The 16248-nt window shown below is 62.4% G+C and carries 18 protein-coding genes; 8 read left to right on the top strand and 10 right to left on the bottom strand.

All coding sequences use genetic code 11. The features are described 5' to 3' along the window. Window positions 1–6: 6 nt before the first annotated feature. The 3 genes from CH249_RS10295 to CH249_RS10285 form a co-directional block, all read right to left on the bottom strand. The gene (locus tag CH249_RS10295; RefSeq protein WP_179272878.1) at window positions 7–1602 is read right to left on the bottom strand and encodes an ABC-F family ATP-binding cassette domain-containing protein; all 1596 of its coding nucleotides are present in this window, start codon (window positions 1600–1602) and stop codon (window positions 7–9) included. Between the two features lie 91 nt (window positions 1603–1693). Next, on the bottom strand, window positions 1694–2395 hold the full coding sequence (locus CH249_RS10290; protein WP_094681825.1) for an aminoglycoside 3'-phosphotransferase: 702 nt from the start codon (window positions 2393–2395) through the stop codon (window positions 1694–1696). Then, window positions 2392–3069, bottom strand: coding sequence for a vancomycin high temperature exclusion protein (locus tag CH249_RS10285; protein WP_094647307.1), 678 nt, complete (start codon window positions 3067–3069; stop codon window positions 2392–2394). Before CH249_RS10285 ends, CH249_RS10290 begins: the two co-directional genes overlap by 4 nt. Before the next feature lie 320 nt (window positions 3070–3389). Between CH249_RS10285 and CH249_RS10280 the strand changes: the two genes are divergently transcribed. After that, complete coding sequence (locus tag CH249_RS10280) at window positions 3390–4763, top strand: dicarboxylate/amino acid:cation symporter (protein ID WP_094647305.1); 1374 nt, start codon at window positions 3390–3392, stop codon at window positions 4761–4763. A gap of 60 nt (window positions 4764–4823) precedes the next feature. Here CH249_RS10280 and CH249_RS10275 read toward each other — a convergent pair whose 3' ends face one another. The 3 genes from CH249_RS10275 to CH249_RS10265 form a co-directional block, all read right to left on the bottom strand. Next, window positions 4824–5261: a hypothetical protein gene (locus tag CH249_RS10275; protein ID WP_179272869.1), complete on the bottom strand. Its 438-nt coding sequence runs from the start codon at window positions 5259–5261 to the stop codon at window positions 4824–4826. Then, window positions 5233–5802: a DUF3558 domain-containing protein gene (locus CH249_RS10270; RefSeq protein WP_094647303.1), complete on the bottom strand. Its 570-nt coding sequence runs from the start codon at window positions 5800–5802 to the stop codon at window positions 5233–5235. Before CH249_RS10270 ends, CH249_RS10275 begins: the two co-directional genes overlap by 29 nt. 65 nt (window positions 5803–5867) lie before the next feature. After that, entirely contained in the window at window positions 5868–6557 is a 690-nt protein-coding gene (locus CH249_RS10265; RefSeq protein ID WP_256981192.1) for a DUF998 domain-containing protein, read from the bottom strand. 110 nt (window positions 6558–6667) lie between these two features. Here CH249_RS10265 and CH249_RS10260 point away from each other — a divergent pair, with 110 nt between their 5' ends. Both CH249_RS10260 and CH249_RS10255 read left to right on the top strand, forming a co-directional pair. Beyond that, window positions 6668–7009, top strand: a complete 342-nt coding sequence (locus CH249_RS10260; protein WP_032395060.1) for a metalloregulator ArsR/SmtB family transcription factor — start codon at window positions 6668–6670, stop codon at window positions 7007–7009. 4 nt (window positions 7010–7013) lie between these two features. Next, a complete protein-coding gene (locus CH249_RS10255; protein ID WP_094647301.1) occupies window positions 7014–7499 on the top strand; it encodes an SRPBCC domain-containing protein in 486 nt (161 codons plus the stop codon). A gap of 61 nt (window positions 7500–7560) precedes the next feature. Here CH249_RS10255 and CH249_RS10250 read toward each other — a convergent pair whose 3' ends face one another. Continuing rightward, window positions 7561–8580: an SMP-30/gluconolactonase/LRE family protein gene (locus CH249_RS10250; RefSeq protein WP_094681824.1), complete on the bottom strand. Its 1020-nt coding sequence runs from the start codon at window positions 8578–8580 to the stop codon at window positions 7561–7563. A gap of 87 nt (window positions 8581–8667) precedes the next feature. Between CH249_RS10250 and CH249_RS10245 the strand changes: the two genes are divergently transcribed. Beyond that, window positions 8668–9321 (top strand): DedA family protein, encoded by a 654-nt coding sequence (locus CH249_RS10245; protein ID WP_032395057.1) that lies wholly within the window; start codon window positions 8668–8670, stop codon window positions 9319–9321. A 4-nt stretch (window positions 9322–9325) separates the two neighbouring features. On the opposite strand, the gene CH249_RS10240 is transcribed toward CH249_RS10245, so the two are convergent. Next, the gene (locus CH249_RS10240; RefSeq protein ID WP_032395056.1) at window positions 9326–9586 is read right to left on the bottom strand and encodes a LuxR C-terminal-related transcriptional regulator; all 261 of its coding nucleotides are present in this window, start codon (window positions 9584–9586) and stop codon (window positions 9326–9328) included. A 173-nt stretch (window positions 9587–9759) separates the two neighbouring features. On the opposite strand from CH249_RS10240, the gene CH249_RS10235 reads away from it, so the two are divergent. From CH249_RS10235 to CH249_RS10225, 3 genes are all read left to right on the top strand, one after another. After that, window positions 9760–11007, top strand: a complete 1248-nt coding sequence (locus CH249_RS10235) for a TetR family transcriptional regulator C-terminal domain-containing protein (RefSeq protein WP_032395055.1) — start codon at window positions 9760–9762, stop codon at window positions 11005–11007. Window positions 11008–11168: 161 nt separating this feature from the next. Next, window positions 11169–12404, top strand: coding sequence for a hypothetical protein (locus tag CH249_RS10230; protein WP_094681823.1), 1236 nt, complete (start codon window positions 11169–11171; stop codon window positions 12402–12404). Beyond that, window positions 12401–13792, top strand: coding sequence for a PQQ-binding-like beta-propeller repeat protein (locus CH249_RS10225; protein WP_094681822.1), 1392 nt, complete (start codon window positions 12401–12403; stop codon window positions 13790–13792). Before CH249_RS10230 ends, CH249_RS10225 begins: the two co-directional genes overlap by 4 nt. A gap of 1 nt (window position 13793) precedes the next feature. Here CH249_RS10225 and CH249_RS10220 read toward each other — a convergent pair whose 3' ends face one another. Then, complete coding sequence (locus CH249_RS10220) at window positions 13794–14297, bottom strand: DUF1648 domain-containing protein (RefSeq protein WP_032395053.1); 504 nt, start codon at window positions 14295–14297, stop codon at window positions 13794–13796. Window positions 14298–14379: 82 nt separating this feature from the next. Between CH249_RS10220 and CH249_RS10215 the strand changes: the two genes are divergently transcribed. After that, complete coding sequence (locus CH249_RS10215) at window positions 14380–15861, top strand: SAM-dependent methyltransferase (RefSeq protein ID WP_179273233.1); 1482 nt, start codon at window positions 14380–14382, stop codon at window positions 15859–15861. Here the strand turns inward: CH249_RS10215 and CH249_RS10210 are convergent. Next, on the bottom strand, window positions 15845–16162 hold the full coding sequence (locus tag CH249_RS10210; RefSeq protein WP_032395051.1) for a helix-turn-helix transcriptional regulator: 318 nt from the start codon (window positions 16160–16162) through the stop codon (window positions 15845–15847). The genes CH249_RS10215 and CH249_RS10210 overlap by 17 nt on opposite strands. Between the last annotated feature and the right edge of the window lie 86 nt (window positions 16163–16248).

The raw sequence follows: 16248 nt of genomic DNA, 5'->3' as shown, positions 1-16248 counted from the left end.
ACACCGTTACGCCATCTGCACGCCCGCGATTTCGGTGACGCCGCCCTTGCCGTCGAACGACAGCTGCCGGAACGCTACTTTTTCGACGAAGAATCTGTCGTGGCTCACCAGGATCACCGCGCCCGGAAACGCCATCAGGGCACGTTCGAGAACCTGGGTGCTCTGCAGGTCGAGGTGGTTGGTGGGCTCGTCGAGAACAATGACCCCTGCGCCGAACAGTAGGCACTGAGCCAGAGCCACTCGCGCCTTCTGGCCACCGGACAGAACGCCGATCTTCGATTTGAGGTCCATCTCGGAGAACTGCAGCAACGTGAGAAAGCGGTGGACTTCCTTCTTCGTCGCCGTCAGAGCGAGACTACCCGGCATCGCGTTCACCGAGTGCGACACCGTGTCATCGAGATCGAGATCGGCGAGCACCTGGTTGTAGTAGATGAACGAGGGCGCTTTGGTCTTCCATTTGATCTTGCCGCTGTCCGGTTGCTCGGCACCGACGAGGATGTCGACGAGGGTCGTCTTGCCGCATCCGTTCGGTCCGGTGATGGCGATACGGTCGCCGCGATGGACGGTGAACGAGATGTTCTCGAAAAGTCGTTGCTCGCCATAGCTTTTGGAGATGCCCGTGATCTCGGCCAGGTTGTCGTGGACGTGCAGTCCGCCGTAGATCGCAGTGACCACCGTATCGACCGGACGCGGACTCTTGCTCTTCTTGATGTTCGCGAGCCGACGCTTGAGCACCCCGCTGGGGTTCTTCACCGCTTCCTTGCGATCGCTGATCGCCTCCTGCTCGTAGGCCAGCAACTGTTGCTCGTTGCTGAACTCACGTTCGAGGTTCTTGAGTCGAAACTGTTTCTGCTGAACGTATTCCGAATAACTACCGTCGTACGTCTGCAGGTGATGGTTCTCGATTTCGACGATGCTGGTGACGACCTGCTCGAGGAATGCGCGGTCGTGCGAGACAACGAGAAGCGCGCCGCGGAAATCGCGCAGCCAGCGCTCGAGCCACGCGATTCCGGCAACATCGAGGAAGTTCGTCGGCTCGTCGAGTAGCAGAACGTCGGGCGCTTCGATGAGGATCTTGGCCAACGCTGCGCGGTTGCGCCAACCACCGGACAGTCGATCGACAGGAAGCTCACGTCGTTCGGCGTTGAATCCGAGCATCGACAGCACCGTGTCGATCTGCTGGTGGTAGGTCCAACCGCCGCTGTTCTCCATGGCGTCGAGCAGTTCGGCTTGGCGGTCGACGAGCTTGTACATCTGCTTCTCGTCCAGGTCACCGCCCAATGCGGCCTCGACCTCGGCCAATTCGGTCTCGATCGCGTGGACAGCGCCGAACAGCGATTCGAGCTCCGCTTGAATGCTGCGATCGCCGTCCAGTTCGGAGAACTGAGAGAAGTATCCGATTCGTGCGCCCTCGGTGACGTCGACGGTTCCGGAATCGGGTGTCTCACGCCCGAGAAGAAGCTGCAGCAGGGTGGTCTTGCCCGTTCCGTTGCGCCCGATCAGCCCGATGCGATCACCGTCGGCGAGACGAAAGAACACCTCGCGCAGCATCACCTTCTGGTCGTATCCCTTGGCAACGTCGTTCAAGCGAATCCAGCTCAAGCGTCCACTTCTCCTGAATACACGGGTCCGCTGAGTAGTCGAACCGGGCTCGCTCACTCTAGCCGCGCGCGGCTCCGTTCGATTCTGCTGCTCACGTGGACTCCCACAACCACAGGTAGTAAGCGAGGCGCTCACTGTCGAGGTCGATGCCGTACGCGTCCAAGAAGGCCGCGCAGTAGTCGCGTCCGAAGTTGTACTCGGTGCTCCAGATTGCCGGTGCCAGGTCTGCCCATCGATCGGCGACGCCCATGGTGCCCATGTCGACGTGTGCTGCCCAGGATCCGTCGTCCCTGATCAGGGTGTTGGGCATGCAAGCGTCACCGTGGCACACGACGAGTCGATCGATCGGCGGCGGTTCGACCGGCAGGTCGCGATCGCCGATGCGAGAGATCACCGACCAATCGAACGGGCATTGTGCGACGGGGACAGCATCATGAAACGCCCGAAGGCCGGTCGCCGCCCCTCGAACTGCGACAGCCGGGTCGGTCTTCCACCGATCGGCTACCGCGTTCCCCCACGGCAAGGCCCCGGTCACCATCCAGGAGCCCGAGTCATCGGAACCGGTGTCGAGGACCTCGGGCACCGGGCTGTATCGAATCACCCACTGCAGACGACGCCTCTCCTCCTCCAAGTCGATCGAGGCCGCGACCGGCGTCCACTTGACGTAGCGTCCTGTGCCGAGACGAAAAGTCAACCCGCCCAGTTCATTCGACCACACCGGCTCGATATCGTCAGGTCCCGCCAAGTCTCGCACCACGGTCGGGACTGTGATGTCGCCGTCGGGCACACTCATCGATCGGTGATGTTCGCAAGAGAATCGACGGGCGGAGACACCACCACGGGGTCGCGACCCGACCACAGATCCAGTACCGCTTTGGGGCGCGCCAGCAACTCTCGCGCGTAGTTACGCACCACCGCAAGGGTATTGCAGTCGATGCACTCGGCCGTGACTCCGTCGATGTCGAGGTCCATGTCCTCACACAACGCTACTGCTCGCGACACGTGGAGGGGTTGGCTGATGATCAGTCCCCGTTCGACGCCGAACGTCTCCTTTGCGCGGGCGCAGGTGTCGTAGGTGTCGATGCCGTGATCGTCTCCGATGATCACACTGGGGTCGATTCCGTGCTCGATCAGGTAGTCGGTCATGGCTTGAATCTCGTTGCCGGAGTTGCCGTCCGCGTCACCAGAGACCAGGATTGCCTTGATCTTCCCCGCTGCCATCAAGGCAATCGCCGTGTCTAGCCGTCCGGCCAGAAATCGCATCGGCTTGCCGTCGCGCACCTGTGCACCCAGGACGATGGCCACCGGCGCGTCCGGCGCATCGTCGACGTCGTAGACCTTCCCCGCCGTCGCATACGCCACCCAACCGGCCGATGCCAGAACGACGGCAACCAGGGCCGCGACGACCGCGCAGAAGGCACCGACGAGTCGCCGGCCCAATCCTCGGGGCTTCGATTCGGTACTCATGATCTCGTTTCGTCGTCGTCAGGAAACCTCAAGCTAACCCACGAATACGGCGACCGAGGGTCGCCGCAGCGCACCCATACCGATTCCACAGTGATCCCTCAGAGCCCGCCCCTGCTTGATTGCACAGTTCGGAGGCGGAGTACCGTTCGATCAGTGAATCCGCTGCTGACCTCTCGACGGTATGTCGACTTGCGTCTGCAAGCCAGCGCTACCTGTTGACGGTCCTCCAGACCGCAACCCCCTGAAGTTCGGCCCATCGGCCGAACAGCACTTCTGTCGCCCATCCCTGGCGATACCTCTCCTTTTCGAAAGGCATATCCATGTCTGCGCCCAGCGCTACCCGAACGCGCCGTGTCCCTACCTGGGCAACCGCATTCGGTCCACAGATCATTGCCGGACTCATTCTCGGAGTCGTATTCGGACTCATCGCCCGATCGATGCCCGACGCCGCCGACGGGAACGAGAACTGGTTGGTCGGCACCCTGTCGACCATCGGTTCGAGCTACGTCAAACTTCTCACCGTCGCGGTGATCCCGCTGGTGTTCACGGCGATCGTCAGTTCCATCGCCAACCTGCGCGAGGTCACCAATGCTGCCCGTCTGGCGATCCAGACGCTGTGGTGGTTCGCCATCACGGCATTCATCGCCGTCATCATCGGCATCGTGATCGGGTTGGTCGCGCAGCCCGGCTCGCGTACCAGCGCGGGCGCAGATTCGGCGGGCGATCCGTCGAGCGTCGGGTCGTGGTGGTCGTTCCTCACGGGGCTGGTGCCGAACAACTTCCTCGCGCTCGGTGCGAGGACCACGGTCGCCGACAGCGGCACCGCAACCACATCGCTGAGCTTCAACATCTTGCAGTTGCTGGTCATCTCTGCTGCCATCGGCATCGCTGCACTCAAGGTAGGCAAGAAGGCCGAGCCGTTCCTCGAGTTCAACGCGTCACTTTTGGCCATCGTGCAGAAGGTGCTGTGGTGGATCATCCGCTTGGCACCGATCGGCACCGCCGCTCTCATCGGCAACGCAGTGGCGACCTACGGCTGGGATGCCATCGGTTCACTCGGAGTCTTCACCGTGTCGATCTACGTCGGCCTCGCCGTGGTGTTCTTCGTGGTGTACCCGTTGATCGTTCGCGCGCACGGCCTTTCGGTGCGCAACTTCTATTCGGGAGTGTGGCCGGCCACCCAGCTGGGCTTCGTCTCGCGTTCGTCGATCGGAACCCTGCCACTCACCGAGCGCGTCACCGAACGCAACCTCGGAGTTCCGCGCGAGTACGCGTCGTTCGCGGTACCTCTCGGGGCGACGACCAAGATGGACGGTTGCGCGGCAATCTACCCCGCAATTGCAGCGCTCTTCGTCGCTCAGTTCTACGGCATCGATCTCACCATCACCGATTACCTGCTGATCATCGTGGTGTCCGTGATCGGTTCCGCCGCAACGGCAGGAACAACGGGTGCGACGGTCATGCTCACCCTCACGCTGTCGACACTCGGGTTGCCGTTGGCCGGCGTCGGTCTGTTGCTTGCGGTGGAACCGATCGTCGACATGGGACGCACCGCAGTCAACGTGACCGGTCAGGCATTGGTGCCGACCATCGTCGCCAAGCGTGAGGGAATTCTCGACCTCGAGCGCTACAACGCTCCGCGAAACGGTGACCCCTTCGTCGACGAGGAAGCGGACGTGGAACTCGCTCGCTGACAGAGCAATTCGATCTGCGATTCCCGACGACCCAGCACCTGGGTTGTCGGGAATCCGCGTCTATCGCGGTGGTGACAGAGCTTCGACCGCGGACGCGGTGTCTGTATCGGTCGCCTCGACACTGGCGAAATAGTGTCGAAAGAACTCCCGCATCGTCTTGATGATCTCGATCTGCTGCTTGATCGCGAAGCGCGCGGAGCGTTCTTCGCCGACCGCGAGACGATGGAACTTGGCACCGAGCATCTGGGCCGAAGGCAAGTCGCCGAATGCTTCGGGAGATGACAGCATCTGCGTGAACTCGAGTTGCTTGCTCAGATCCACAAGGTAGTCCGCGCAGACTTTGTCGCATTCCTGCGCAATTTCAGTCTCGACGTGCAGTTCACCCGCAGCAGCCTGGTCGCGCACCGATTGCCAGTAGAGGAGATTGTCCGTAAAGCCCTGCGTATTGCCAGTCACCAGAATCACCAACTCACTTCGGTAGAAACGCTTCGAGATCACTTGCGTGTCTGCTGACTTCCCTGCACGGGTCTCCCACGGTCTCTTCAGATCCGATTGTGTCGAGCTTGAAGATGATCAAGTTGCCGCCTGCGTCGAGCGCAATGTCGCACCCGTCAGGCAAGTCGCTCTGGTAAGGAGCGTGGTATCGAACGGCATCGCGTGAACCGACGCGTACGGGAACCTGTCGGTCGTTTTGCGGGCTGTTCAGGTACTCGTCGATTGAGTTCTTCGATGACATAACCGCCAAGTAGTACCAAGGTTTTCCAGACGGCCCGTCCCACGTGCAGTTCTTCCAGCCGGGGTAAGTCCCGATTCCCGCAAAGTCCGGTCTCTCGGTACTCACGTCCAATCCACTTGCCGTCACGGCAGATTTCGGAATGGTGCATGGATCGAATGGCTCCGGACCGGCCGCCACCGTCGTCGATTTCGTCGAGGCGTCTCCACTCGCGATCGGGCTGCCCTGCGTCGGGCCCCCACACCCTGTCAGCACCAGCGCCGGCGCACAGACCACCGCGAGCAGACGCCCACCCACCAGCCGCATTTGTTCAACCTCTCGACACAGACGTCACTGAACGGTTGGACGCGACGCGTGCTCGATCGGTTCCCTCAGACAGGCTGAGAGGCTCGCAGCTCCCGAGTCGCCTTCGAGGTGAGGCTCCTTCGTTCTGCCGCCCACACCCACAGCGCCAGCGATATCAATGCGATCACTTCGGCGACGACGAGCACCCGCTCCACGTAGCCGAGTGTGACTACGCGGTACCAAGGCCGCGAGCCGGTTGCTCCCACTGCCAGCGCGTAGGCGATGGGCATCAGAGTCACGAGGGAGAGCGCGCTGAGTCCCATGGTCACGCGGGCGCGCACTGCCCACACGGTGTCCCGAAGCCAGGGCCGCGAGAACGCGAACACCGCGACCGGGATGCTGACGAACGCCACGGCAGCCCCCAACCTGTGGATCGTCCCGCCGAGGCTCAGGGAGGCGTCGTTCGACCAGTCCTGCTTCGGCACAGCGACGACGGCAATGAGCCCCACGGTCCACAGCGTGAGGAAGATCGAGGCGGCTGCACCAGGCCGAGTGAGACGATGTCGAATCGCGGACGCGAGGGTGAGTGCAGAACCGAATGCGAGCAGTACGACGCCGATCGAGAACACCCACTGCTGCGCGCCGAGTCCGTATTCGCTGATCGTTCGGCGCAGATGGGAGGGCGTATGCCATGCAGTGTGGATATCGAGAACCAGCACCACGAGTGCGCCCAGCACCATCGTCAATGCGCCGATCATGGCCGGTCCAATCGGCACAACGCCTCCCCTCTCGCACGGCGTCGATCGCCGTCCCGCACTCCATGTTGCCTGAAGGTTCGGGCGTACCCCCTTGACCCGAGAGAAAGGCGGGCATAACCTACAACCAAATGGTTGTAGATGAGTTGAGTGACGACGAGGTCGATCGCCTGTTCCAGGCGTTCGCCGACAAGACCCGGCGTGACATCGTCGCGAGGGTCACTGTCGGCGAACAGTCGGTGTCGGAATTGGCGGCTCACTACGCCATGAGTTTTGCCGCTGTGCAGAAGCACGTCGCCGTTCTCGAACGCGCCGACGTGATCACGAAACACAAGCGTGGCAGGGAGCAGATCGTGCGAGTTCGATTGGACACCATCGCACGAGCCCGCGCACTGCTCGACGCATACGAAGAGATCTGGCGACGTCGAGTCGACCGGATCGACGAACTACTTTCCCACGACGAGAAAGGCTGAATCCATGCCGTTCATCAGCTCCCACAAGGATGCGGAGACGTTGACCATGACGATGGTCGCCGAGTTCGACGCAAAAGTCGAACGGGTGTGGCAGATCTGGGAGGACCCTCGACAACTCGAGCGCTGGTGGGGACCGCCGACGTGGCCCGCGACCTTCGAGAGCCACGACTTCGTTCCGGGCGGAAAAGCGTCGTACTACATGACCGGACCCGAGGGCGAAAAAGCCGCCGGCTGGTGGCTTTTCACCGAGATCTCCGCGCCGACCACACTGTCCTTCGACGACGGTTTCGCCGACGACTCCGGCAATCCGTTGTCGACGATGCCCGTCACCCACGCCACCGCGACCCTCGAAGACGTCGGTGGCACAACACGTATGACCATACGTTCGCGATTCGACAGCCTCAGCCAGCTCGAAGAACTCGTCGAGATGGGCATGGACGAGGGTATGGCCCTGGCACTCGGTCAGATCGACGCCATCGTCGCCGACTGATCGTTGTGCACGGAAACTCGGTCTCTGCTACGAACTTTCGTGCACGTGCGGCGCAGCCGCTCTACTCCGGAACCGAGCTGACGGTGAACGGCTCGACGGGCTCTCCCCCACGCTTGTCGAACTGACTGTTCACCACGTACAGCCGATCGTCCATCGCTGCAACGGTTGTCGGATACGCGAACGATGCGTCGGTGATCTCGCCGGTGACCGCGCCGGTTCTTCCGTCGTCGTCGAGATCCACCTTCGCGATGAGACCGTCGCGATTGCGAACGACGTACATCGTGTCGTCGTCCATCTCCATCCCGTCGCCGTTCATGAGTGTCGCTCCCCCGAGATCGACCTGTGTGACCTCCTTGGAAGTCTTGTCGATCCGATACAGGTTGCCGGTGCTCGACTGCACGACGATCAACGCAGATTCGTCGTCGTTCTCCACGATGCCGTTGGCGTTGAACCCCTCTCCGTACGCGAACGGAGTGCCGTCGAAGCTCACGAACGTTTCCAACGGTCCGTCCTGCGTTCCGGCGGTCATCTGTTCGGCGGGAATGCGGTACAACGCCGGGCTGCGCGAGTCGGTGACGTACGCATCGCCGTTGTCGGCAATGGCGACGTCGTTGAGGAATGTCGCGTCTGCACCGAGACCGTTGGTGAACGTGGCCACAAGGTCACCGGATTCGGCGTCGTACACCCACACCTTGCCGGTGGCTCCACCGGCGATCACCAGGTAGTCGGCGCGATCGTCGTCATCGGTCACATCGATACCCGCAGCACCGGTGCGTCCGTCCGCGCCGCCGGGTAGGAACACCGACACATCGGGAGATCCGACGGTTCCGCGGAACACCGCTCCGTCGGACGTCGACGTCACGTAGAACGTGTCGTCCGCGGCGGTGATGCCCTCGGGGAACACTCCGCTACCGGGCAGGTCGTAGACCGTTGCGGTGCTCGAACTCGATGACGTTGCCGCCGACGAGGAGGAACCGCTCGGGGTGCTCGGTGCCGGCTCGGCCGAATCCGAGGACCCGCAGGCACTCAGCAGGAGTGTGGCAACGGCAACAGCGGGGACTACTCGGGAGACTCGGTTCACACCGACGAGTGTTCCATATGTCTCAATTCTCGGGCATTTGTCCTGGTGAGCAGATTTTCCTGGCGTCGGTTTCGTACAGTCGTTGCCATGAGTGCCCTTTCCTCCCTTGCCGCAGCCGACAGCGACCTCGGAGGGATCGCCGGATGGGCAGTGAGTTTGATGGAGGCCATCGGCGGCCCTGGGGCCGGAATCGCCGTAGCCGCGGAGAACTTCTTCCCGCCCCTTCCCAGCGAGATCATCCTCCCTCTCGCCGGGTTCACCGCGTCGCAGGGCGGCATGACGCTGCTGAGTGCGTTGTTCTGGACGACGGCAGGCTCGGTGCTCGGCGCACTCGTCCTGTACTGGCTCGGCATCAAGCTCGGCCGCGATCGGATGTATGCCATCGTCGAGAAGATGCCGTTCGTCGGCACCGAGGATCTGACCAAGGCAGAGGACTGGTTCACCCGTCACGGTCGGTCGGCAGTGTTCTTCGGCCGCATGATCCCGGTCGTCCGTTCGGGCATATCCATCCCGGCCGGCGTGTCCCGGATGCCGATTCTGCAATTCACCCTGTACACCACTCTCGGCAGCCTGATCTGGAACTCGATCTTCGTACTCGCCGGCTACTTCCTCGGGGAGAACTGGCATTACGTGGAGAACTACGCCTCGGTGTTCCAGTACGTCGTCATCGGCATAGTCGTCGCGCTGATCGCCTGGTTCGTGGTGAAGAAGATCAAGTCCAGACGCGTCGAGGTGCAATAGCCGCTCACAGATCGTCGATGTCGATGAACCCGTCCTGCAGCGCACGCACCAGCAACGTCGCCTTGGTCGGTGCAGTTCGCCCCACCGCCGTGTATTTCGCTCTGATGCGAGTCAGATGTGTATTGACGGTTCCCATCGACAGATAGAGCGAACGCGACGCCTCCGCTTTGGAATCCGAGATGAGCCAGGCGGTGAGTACTTCGATTTCACGAGCGCTGAGCCGGGGGTCGGGTGCGTCGCCGACGCGGATATCGAGCACTGTCATGGAGGTCCTTGGTGTCGGGCACCGCCGCTGTCCCGGTGGCGCGAACACGGCCAATGACACCGCAACCGCTCCGCTGGGTCACTCCGAGGAATGACCGAGGTTGCTCTCACCTGAGAGTGAATACTGTCGCCCGCGACCTCGATCTTGGCCCCACCTGGGTAAAGTCCGCCTCTATGACCGAGCTCGACGCGACCGCCGCCCACTTCGTCGAGGCGGGTGTGTCATTGCTGATCGCACATCCGCGCAAGATCCTCGAACGCGGACTGCGCATCGAGGACGTCGTCCACGAGACCGACTCGTCGACGGCGACGTTCTTCCGCAAGTTCAAGACCAAATCCGACTTCCTCACCGCGGTCGTCGAACATTTGTCCCGTACTCCTCCACCGGTCGACATCCACGACATCGTTCGCGCGCAGATGACGAACAGCGGCGCGTCGATTCGCGCATCGGTGTCGGCGCTCGTCGCGGACCACTTCCCGGCAATCGTCGACCGGAAGAGCACCACCGCGTCTCTTCTCGACCATGTTTTCCGCGGACCCGCTTCCGCGGCACTCGCCGCTGAGTACCGCCTGCGTGACGACGCCGTGCTCGACGCATTCGAGGTTCTGTTCGCTCCCGACGGTGGAGCCTTTCGCCGTCCCTTCACGGCCCGATCGTTCGCCGTGACGGTCAATGCCGTCGTGGACGGCTTTCGCATCCGCAGTCAGGTCGACGCCGCTTCCGTATCGGCCGATGTGTTGTCCGATGCGCTGCTCGCCTTCCTAGGGGCCGTCGTCGACACGTCGGGGCATCATCAGCACCTCGATGACGTCGTGGGGGAAGTCGGTGTCTCGGGCGAGGAGCGGCCGCTGCCCCGCGATCCGCGTGCTGCGATCGTCACCGCTGCGCGCGACGAGTTCGGAAAGCGTGGCTACTTCATGACGCGAATGGACGACGTCGCCGATATCGCGGGAGTGCCGAGGGCGGCGTGCAAGACACTGTTTCCGACCAAACCGTCCGTCATCGTTGCAGCACTGCAGAGTCGAGTCGATCGTCTTCGCGAGTCGGTAGCCGACGACCAGTTGCTGGGCCTCGACGAGCTCACGATTCTGCGGAATCACATGCTGCGGTGCGCGCAACTCGCCGCCGACGAACTCGAGTTCATGGACGCTCTCCTCGTCGCCGTCGCACACGACACCTACGGCGAGCCGGAGGGACTGATCTCGATCAAGGAGAAGCTCAACCTGCCGGCGATCATTGCACCGGTCATCGCGCGAGGACAGGACACCGGCATTTTCCGAACGAGCTCGAGCCCAGTGGATCTCGCTGCCGGAATCACCAACACTCTGCTGATGCGATGCTTCACCCGACGACAGAACAGCCCGCAGGACAACGCGACGTTCGTCGGTGAACTTCTCCTCGACGGACTCGGTACGCACTGAACATCGACCGGCCGCGTGTCATCGAACGCCGGATCCCGCCGGCGAGGTGATCGGGGGCTGCCAGGATGTCATCTGGCTGCTACACCCGGCACAATTAGCAAAACGAATGGTATGAATATTGCGCGACATTCGTCGCGAATGCGGCGAACGAAGCGAGGGTCATGAACGGGGACACGCAGCCCACCGAACGCAATCGTTCCGCGCTGCTGAACACACTCGTCCTCGTATCGATAGTGGCACTCGGTGTAGTCGCAGCGGGACTGACCGCTCCGGCCGAGGAGCCCGAATTGACCTCGTTACCAACGACATCGGCGACACCCGTTCCGGAGCCTCCGCAGCAGGAATACGTGGTGGTCACCCCGGAGGTCGACGCGTCGGCAAGCATTCCGGGGTGCGACACCGTCGAGCCTCCGAGCGAATCCTCATCCCTCGCCTTCTTGACCACGGGCGATGAATCGTACGACAATCCTGCGGCCCCCTGGTACAGCGGACCCCGAGCGCACCTCATGTCCGAGGCGTTGATGGCAGCACTTCCCTCCGCGATCTCGTCGACCACGTCCATTTACTTCGGCCCGATACCCGCGTCGAGCGAATCCGAGGATTTCGTCCTCGACTCGGCGCACGCATCCACCCCACTGGCCTCGGGTAGCGAGTCCGACTATCTCAGTGTCGGTGTCGGCCCGGCAGACTCGGCCGAACCACCACCGTGCGTGGCCGGCCAAGTGGATGAGCGACGGAGTCTGCCGGACGGAACGGTGCTGGACACCGACGACACGTGGCGCGAAACCAACGGTCAGAGGTCCTACTCCCGGACGGCCACCGCGTACACGCCGGACGGGTCCGTCGTCTCCGCCTCGGTTTCCGGCGGTAACGACCCGGACACGTTGAAACTGACGCTCGACGACCTGGTCCGAATAGCCGCCGACCCTGCCCTCAGGATCACTGCTCCCATCCCTGCCGGAACACCGGGCAATGCTGCCGACTGCTACGCAGGCTGGGGTGTCGGCTGGGACGACTCATCGACGCCGTCGTTCTCCCGCGAAGAGATTCGAACGCTCAACGACGCTCTCCGGCGGGCAGACGCGGCGGCGCTCGCTCCGACACCACCGTTGGGTGCGTTGCACACCAGTGAATTCGGTTCGGGGCCTTGTCAGACGGTGCACAGCATTGCCGGGCAACTCATGATCAGCGTTGTCCGGGCCACGCCTGACATCCAATCCGATTCGACGACAACGGAGGAGCCCCAGCTCGTCTCACCGGACGAATATGGGCCGGGTTCCTCGGTCTCCGTCGTCACGTCGTCGGGGCTCGAGATCACGGTGTCTACGACACAACCGGTGCAGGATCCGGCACTGCTCGAGAACCTGGCGAACACAGCAGGATTGGACCTTCGATGATGCGATGGACCCAGGACACCACACTGGTCGTTGCGGCGATCGTCGCAACACTGTCGGTCGGTGCCGCGATAGCCGTTGTGACCCAGGACCGATCGACGACCATCAAGAAGATCACCGACGCCTCGGACGACGCACCGGGGTTGGCGTGGTCCGTCGATGCGGCGGACATCGGACTAGAGGGAGCCACCTTCGCCTCTCCGAGGACAGGTTCGATGTACACATGGCAGGCCGGCTCGATTCTGATCGGCCACACCGCTCTCACACTGGCCGTCGTGTCCTCGGAATCCGGCAACGACGAGGCAGTCATGGTCGGAATGGACACCGCGGACGGCAGCGTTCTGTGGAAGACCCCCGCTCCGGACGTGGCCGCGTGCGCCGACGAGCCGCTCGGCGGCCGACTCGTGTGCCACCAACCGATCTGGGGTGCGACGCCGGGCTACGTCACCTTCGATCCGATCACCGGCGAATCGCGGAACTACCCCACCGATCTCGACCTGTTCGCCGTCACGGTTGCGAACGATCGCGTGTACACGACATCGGGCGACCTCGAAGCCGGTGACATTCTGTTGCACCGCGGAACATTGGAGAATCCGAGCGCCGACTGGACGGTTCCGCTGCACGCGTCGGCCGGCTGGGAGGACGATTACGCCACCGCATTGAAGGTCGGTGACGACATCGGAACCTTCGACGTCGGGGGCGGTTTCTCCACGTTCGACGCCTCGACCGGACGGCAACTCTGGAAGACGGACAGCCTCGAGGATTGTCTGGGAGCCGTGGGACGCACCGCAGGCGACCTGGCCATTGCGTCGTTGAGAGATTGTGAGGGTACGAGTACGGAATCGAAAGGGTCCGCCGCCTTCCGTTCGGACGGCACGGTCCTCGCACGATCGGACAGCCCTGTCGTACAACAACCTTCGCTGGACGAGCCCACCGACACGGCGATACCGATCGTTCTCGGTGAAACGGCCTTCGACCGCAACACAGGCGAGGAACTGTGGCGCGACGACGCCCTGTCGTACGACTTTCCCGGCGACGAACTCAACGAGCCCCGCACGTACGCCACCCTGACGCATGTCATCGGCTATGTCGGGTTGCTGCAGGCATCCAATGGCACCACCGCGATCGACCTGCGAGACGGCGAGCACCTGTGGCAGGCCGAGCTGAACGGCAGCATCATCGGGCGCGACAACGATCTGGTGTTGACCTCGGCCGGAACCGATCTCTCCGCGGTCGACGTGACCACCGGTGGGACCGAGTGGACTGCATCGACGTCGATGATGTTTCCGGACGACGAGTCGATGAGCTTCGAGCTGTTGGTCGACGCAACCGAGGGCGGATATCTGGTGCAGTCCGGATCGAAATTGGCGATGCTGCAACCACTCCCCTGAGTCAGTTCTTCGGTACGCGGTACCGGCCGCCTTTGACGACGAACACCACGTATCCCAGAATGGCCAGCAGGTACAGCGCCGTCGGGACGGCGAGAACCCAGACGCCGACCGAGTCGCCCGTCGTTGCACCCGCAACGCCGGTGATCCAGGCGAACAGCAATGCCGTTGCCGCACCGATCCACTCGAGGTCCTCGGCCATCTTTCGGTTCAGCTCGGGTCGGTTCTCGGCGGCAGTCCAATACTCGTGCATCGTCCGACTCGGCAGATTCACCATGGACCCCGGAACCTTGGGGAACCACCACCCGATGCTCGCGAACAACCCGATGATCGCGAATCCGATGCCGCCCATCGTCAGCAGGAAGGACAGCTTCGAGTCCATGCGATCGACCTGACCGGACCCGTCGAAGTGCGCGGGCACTTGATCCCCCGCAGTGACGGCGACCCAGATCAGAGCGCCGATGAACGCCAGAGTTGACAGCAGTAGGGCCGCACGCGAAAGCTTCATCCCAGTCAACTTTAATGCCTTGGGCAGTGGTGTGGTTGAGTGCCGTAGAAGGAACTTGTTCGCACCACCGCCGGAGGCATCGATGCCCAACAACGAGTTCGGGGACTTCCAGACCCCGATCGAGTTGGCACGTGCGTTGGTGAACACCCTGCCTCGACGGCAGTGGACTCGTGTCCTGGAACCCACGTGTGGTGTCGGGAACTTCTTGTCGGTCATCGGTGAGGGTCACCCCGACACAGAACGGGTCGGAATCGAAGTGCAGCCCGAGTACGCCGCGGCAGCATCGATATTCGGCAGGGTGATCACAGCATCGATCTTCGATTTCGACCTGGCGCGCGACATCGCATGGACGTCGGAGTCGGGCCCGACCCTCGTCGTCGGCAACCCACCGTGGGTGACCAACTCACAGCTGTCGGTTCTGGGTTCCAGCAATAGACCGGCTCGTGCGAACACCGGGAACGTGCGCGGCATCGATGCGATCACCGGAAGCTCGAATTTCGATGTTGCGGAGTTCATCTGGGTCAAGTTGCTCACCGAGTTCGCAGATCGCCCGGTCACCGTTGCGATGATCTGCAAAACCCAGGTAGCTCGAAACGTCCTGTTGCACTGCGCTCGGCACGGCCTTCCGATCACCGGTTCGAGTCTGCGCCCCATCGACGCCAAGAAGTGGTTCGACGCGGGAGTCGATGCCTGCTGGTTCGTGGTCGAACTCGGAACCGGTGCAACCGACCACACCGCGCAGATGTATTCGAGCATGGACGCACTGCACCCCAGCAGCAGGATCGGAGTGGTCGACGGACAACTCGTCGCGGACGTCGACGCCTACGAGCGAAGCAAGCAGTTCGATGGCATCAGTCCACTGATGTGGCGTCAGGGCATCAAACACGATGCGTCTGCCGTCATGGAACTGGCCGAGAACGACGGCCCGCGAACCAAACTCGGAGCTACGGTCGACGTCGAGACAGACTTCCTGTTTCCCCTGTTCAAATGCACCGACGTCTATCGCGACAAGTTGAGCGTGGTCTCGCGATGGATGATCGTGCCGCAATCCCACACCGGTGACGACACCGCACAGTTGGCGGACAGCGCACCGAAGTTGTGGAAGTACCTGACCGACAACACGACAGCTCTCGATGGCCGGAAGTCGTCGATCTACCGAAATCGCGCCCGGTTCTGCATCTTCGGTGTCGGGCCGTACACGTTTGCGCCCTACAAGATCGCGATCTCCGGATTCCACAAGATTCCGCAGTTCAGGATGGTCGGCCCCTACGACGGAAAACCTGCGGTGTTCGACGACGCCACCTATCTACTGCCATTCGAGGACCCAGCGGCATGCGCCGTCGCCCATGCACTGTTGACCGGACCGGAAGCGACTGATCTCATCGCGGCCCTCGCATTCTGGGACAGCAAGCGACCGGTGACGAAGAAGCTGTTGCAGCGCATCGACCTACGGGCCATCGCACGTGCAACCGACCGGCACACACTGCGGGACCGGGCGCGAGATGTGCACACGGACAGCAACTCGATCGATCAGGCGATCGACGACTTCACAAATCGGACTTGATCGTCTCGGCCAGTCGGTCGAGGAATTCGTCGTTGCGTTTGTAGTGCACCCAGGGGCCGATCTTGGTGCTTGTCACCAGCTGCGCGCGTTGCAGCACGGCCATGTACTGCGAGGCTGTGGACTGCGAAACACCCGCCCGCGATCGAATGTGCTTGAGGCACACTCCCACGTCCTCGGCGGGCTCGAGCTGGGGCGGAAAGTCATTGGGATCCTTGAGCCACCGCATGATCGCCAATCGCGCGGGATTGCTCAGCGCACCGAACACCGCCGCGAGCTCTGCGGGGTCCAGTTCGTCAGCCACCCTCGAAGCCTACTCCAATATCGCAATATTCCGATATGTGGTCTACTAAAGACATCGCAATATCGCGATATCCAGATAGGAGAAGT

This window comes from Rhodococcus sp. 05-2255-3B1 (genome assembly GCF_002258545.1).
In the GTDB taxonomy this organism is placed as follows: domain Bacteria; phylum Actinomycetota; class Actinomycetes; order Mycobacteriales; family Mycobacteriaceae; genus Rhodococcoides.
The sequence above is the reverse complement of the archived record's forward strand: the minus strand, read 5'-3'. Positions and strand labels throughout refer to the sequence as shown.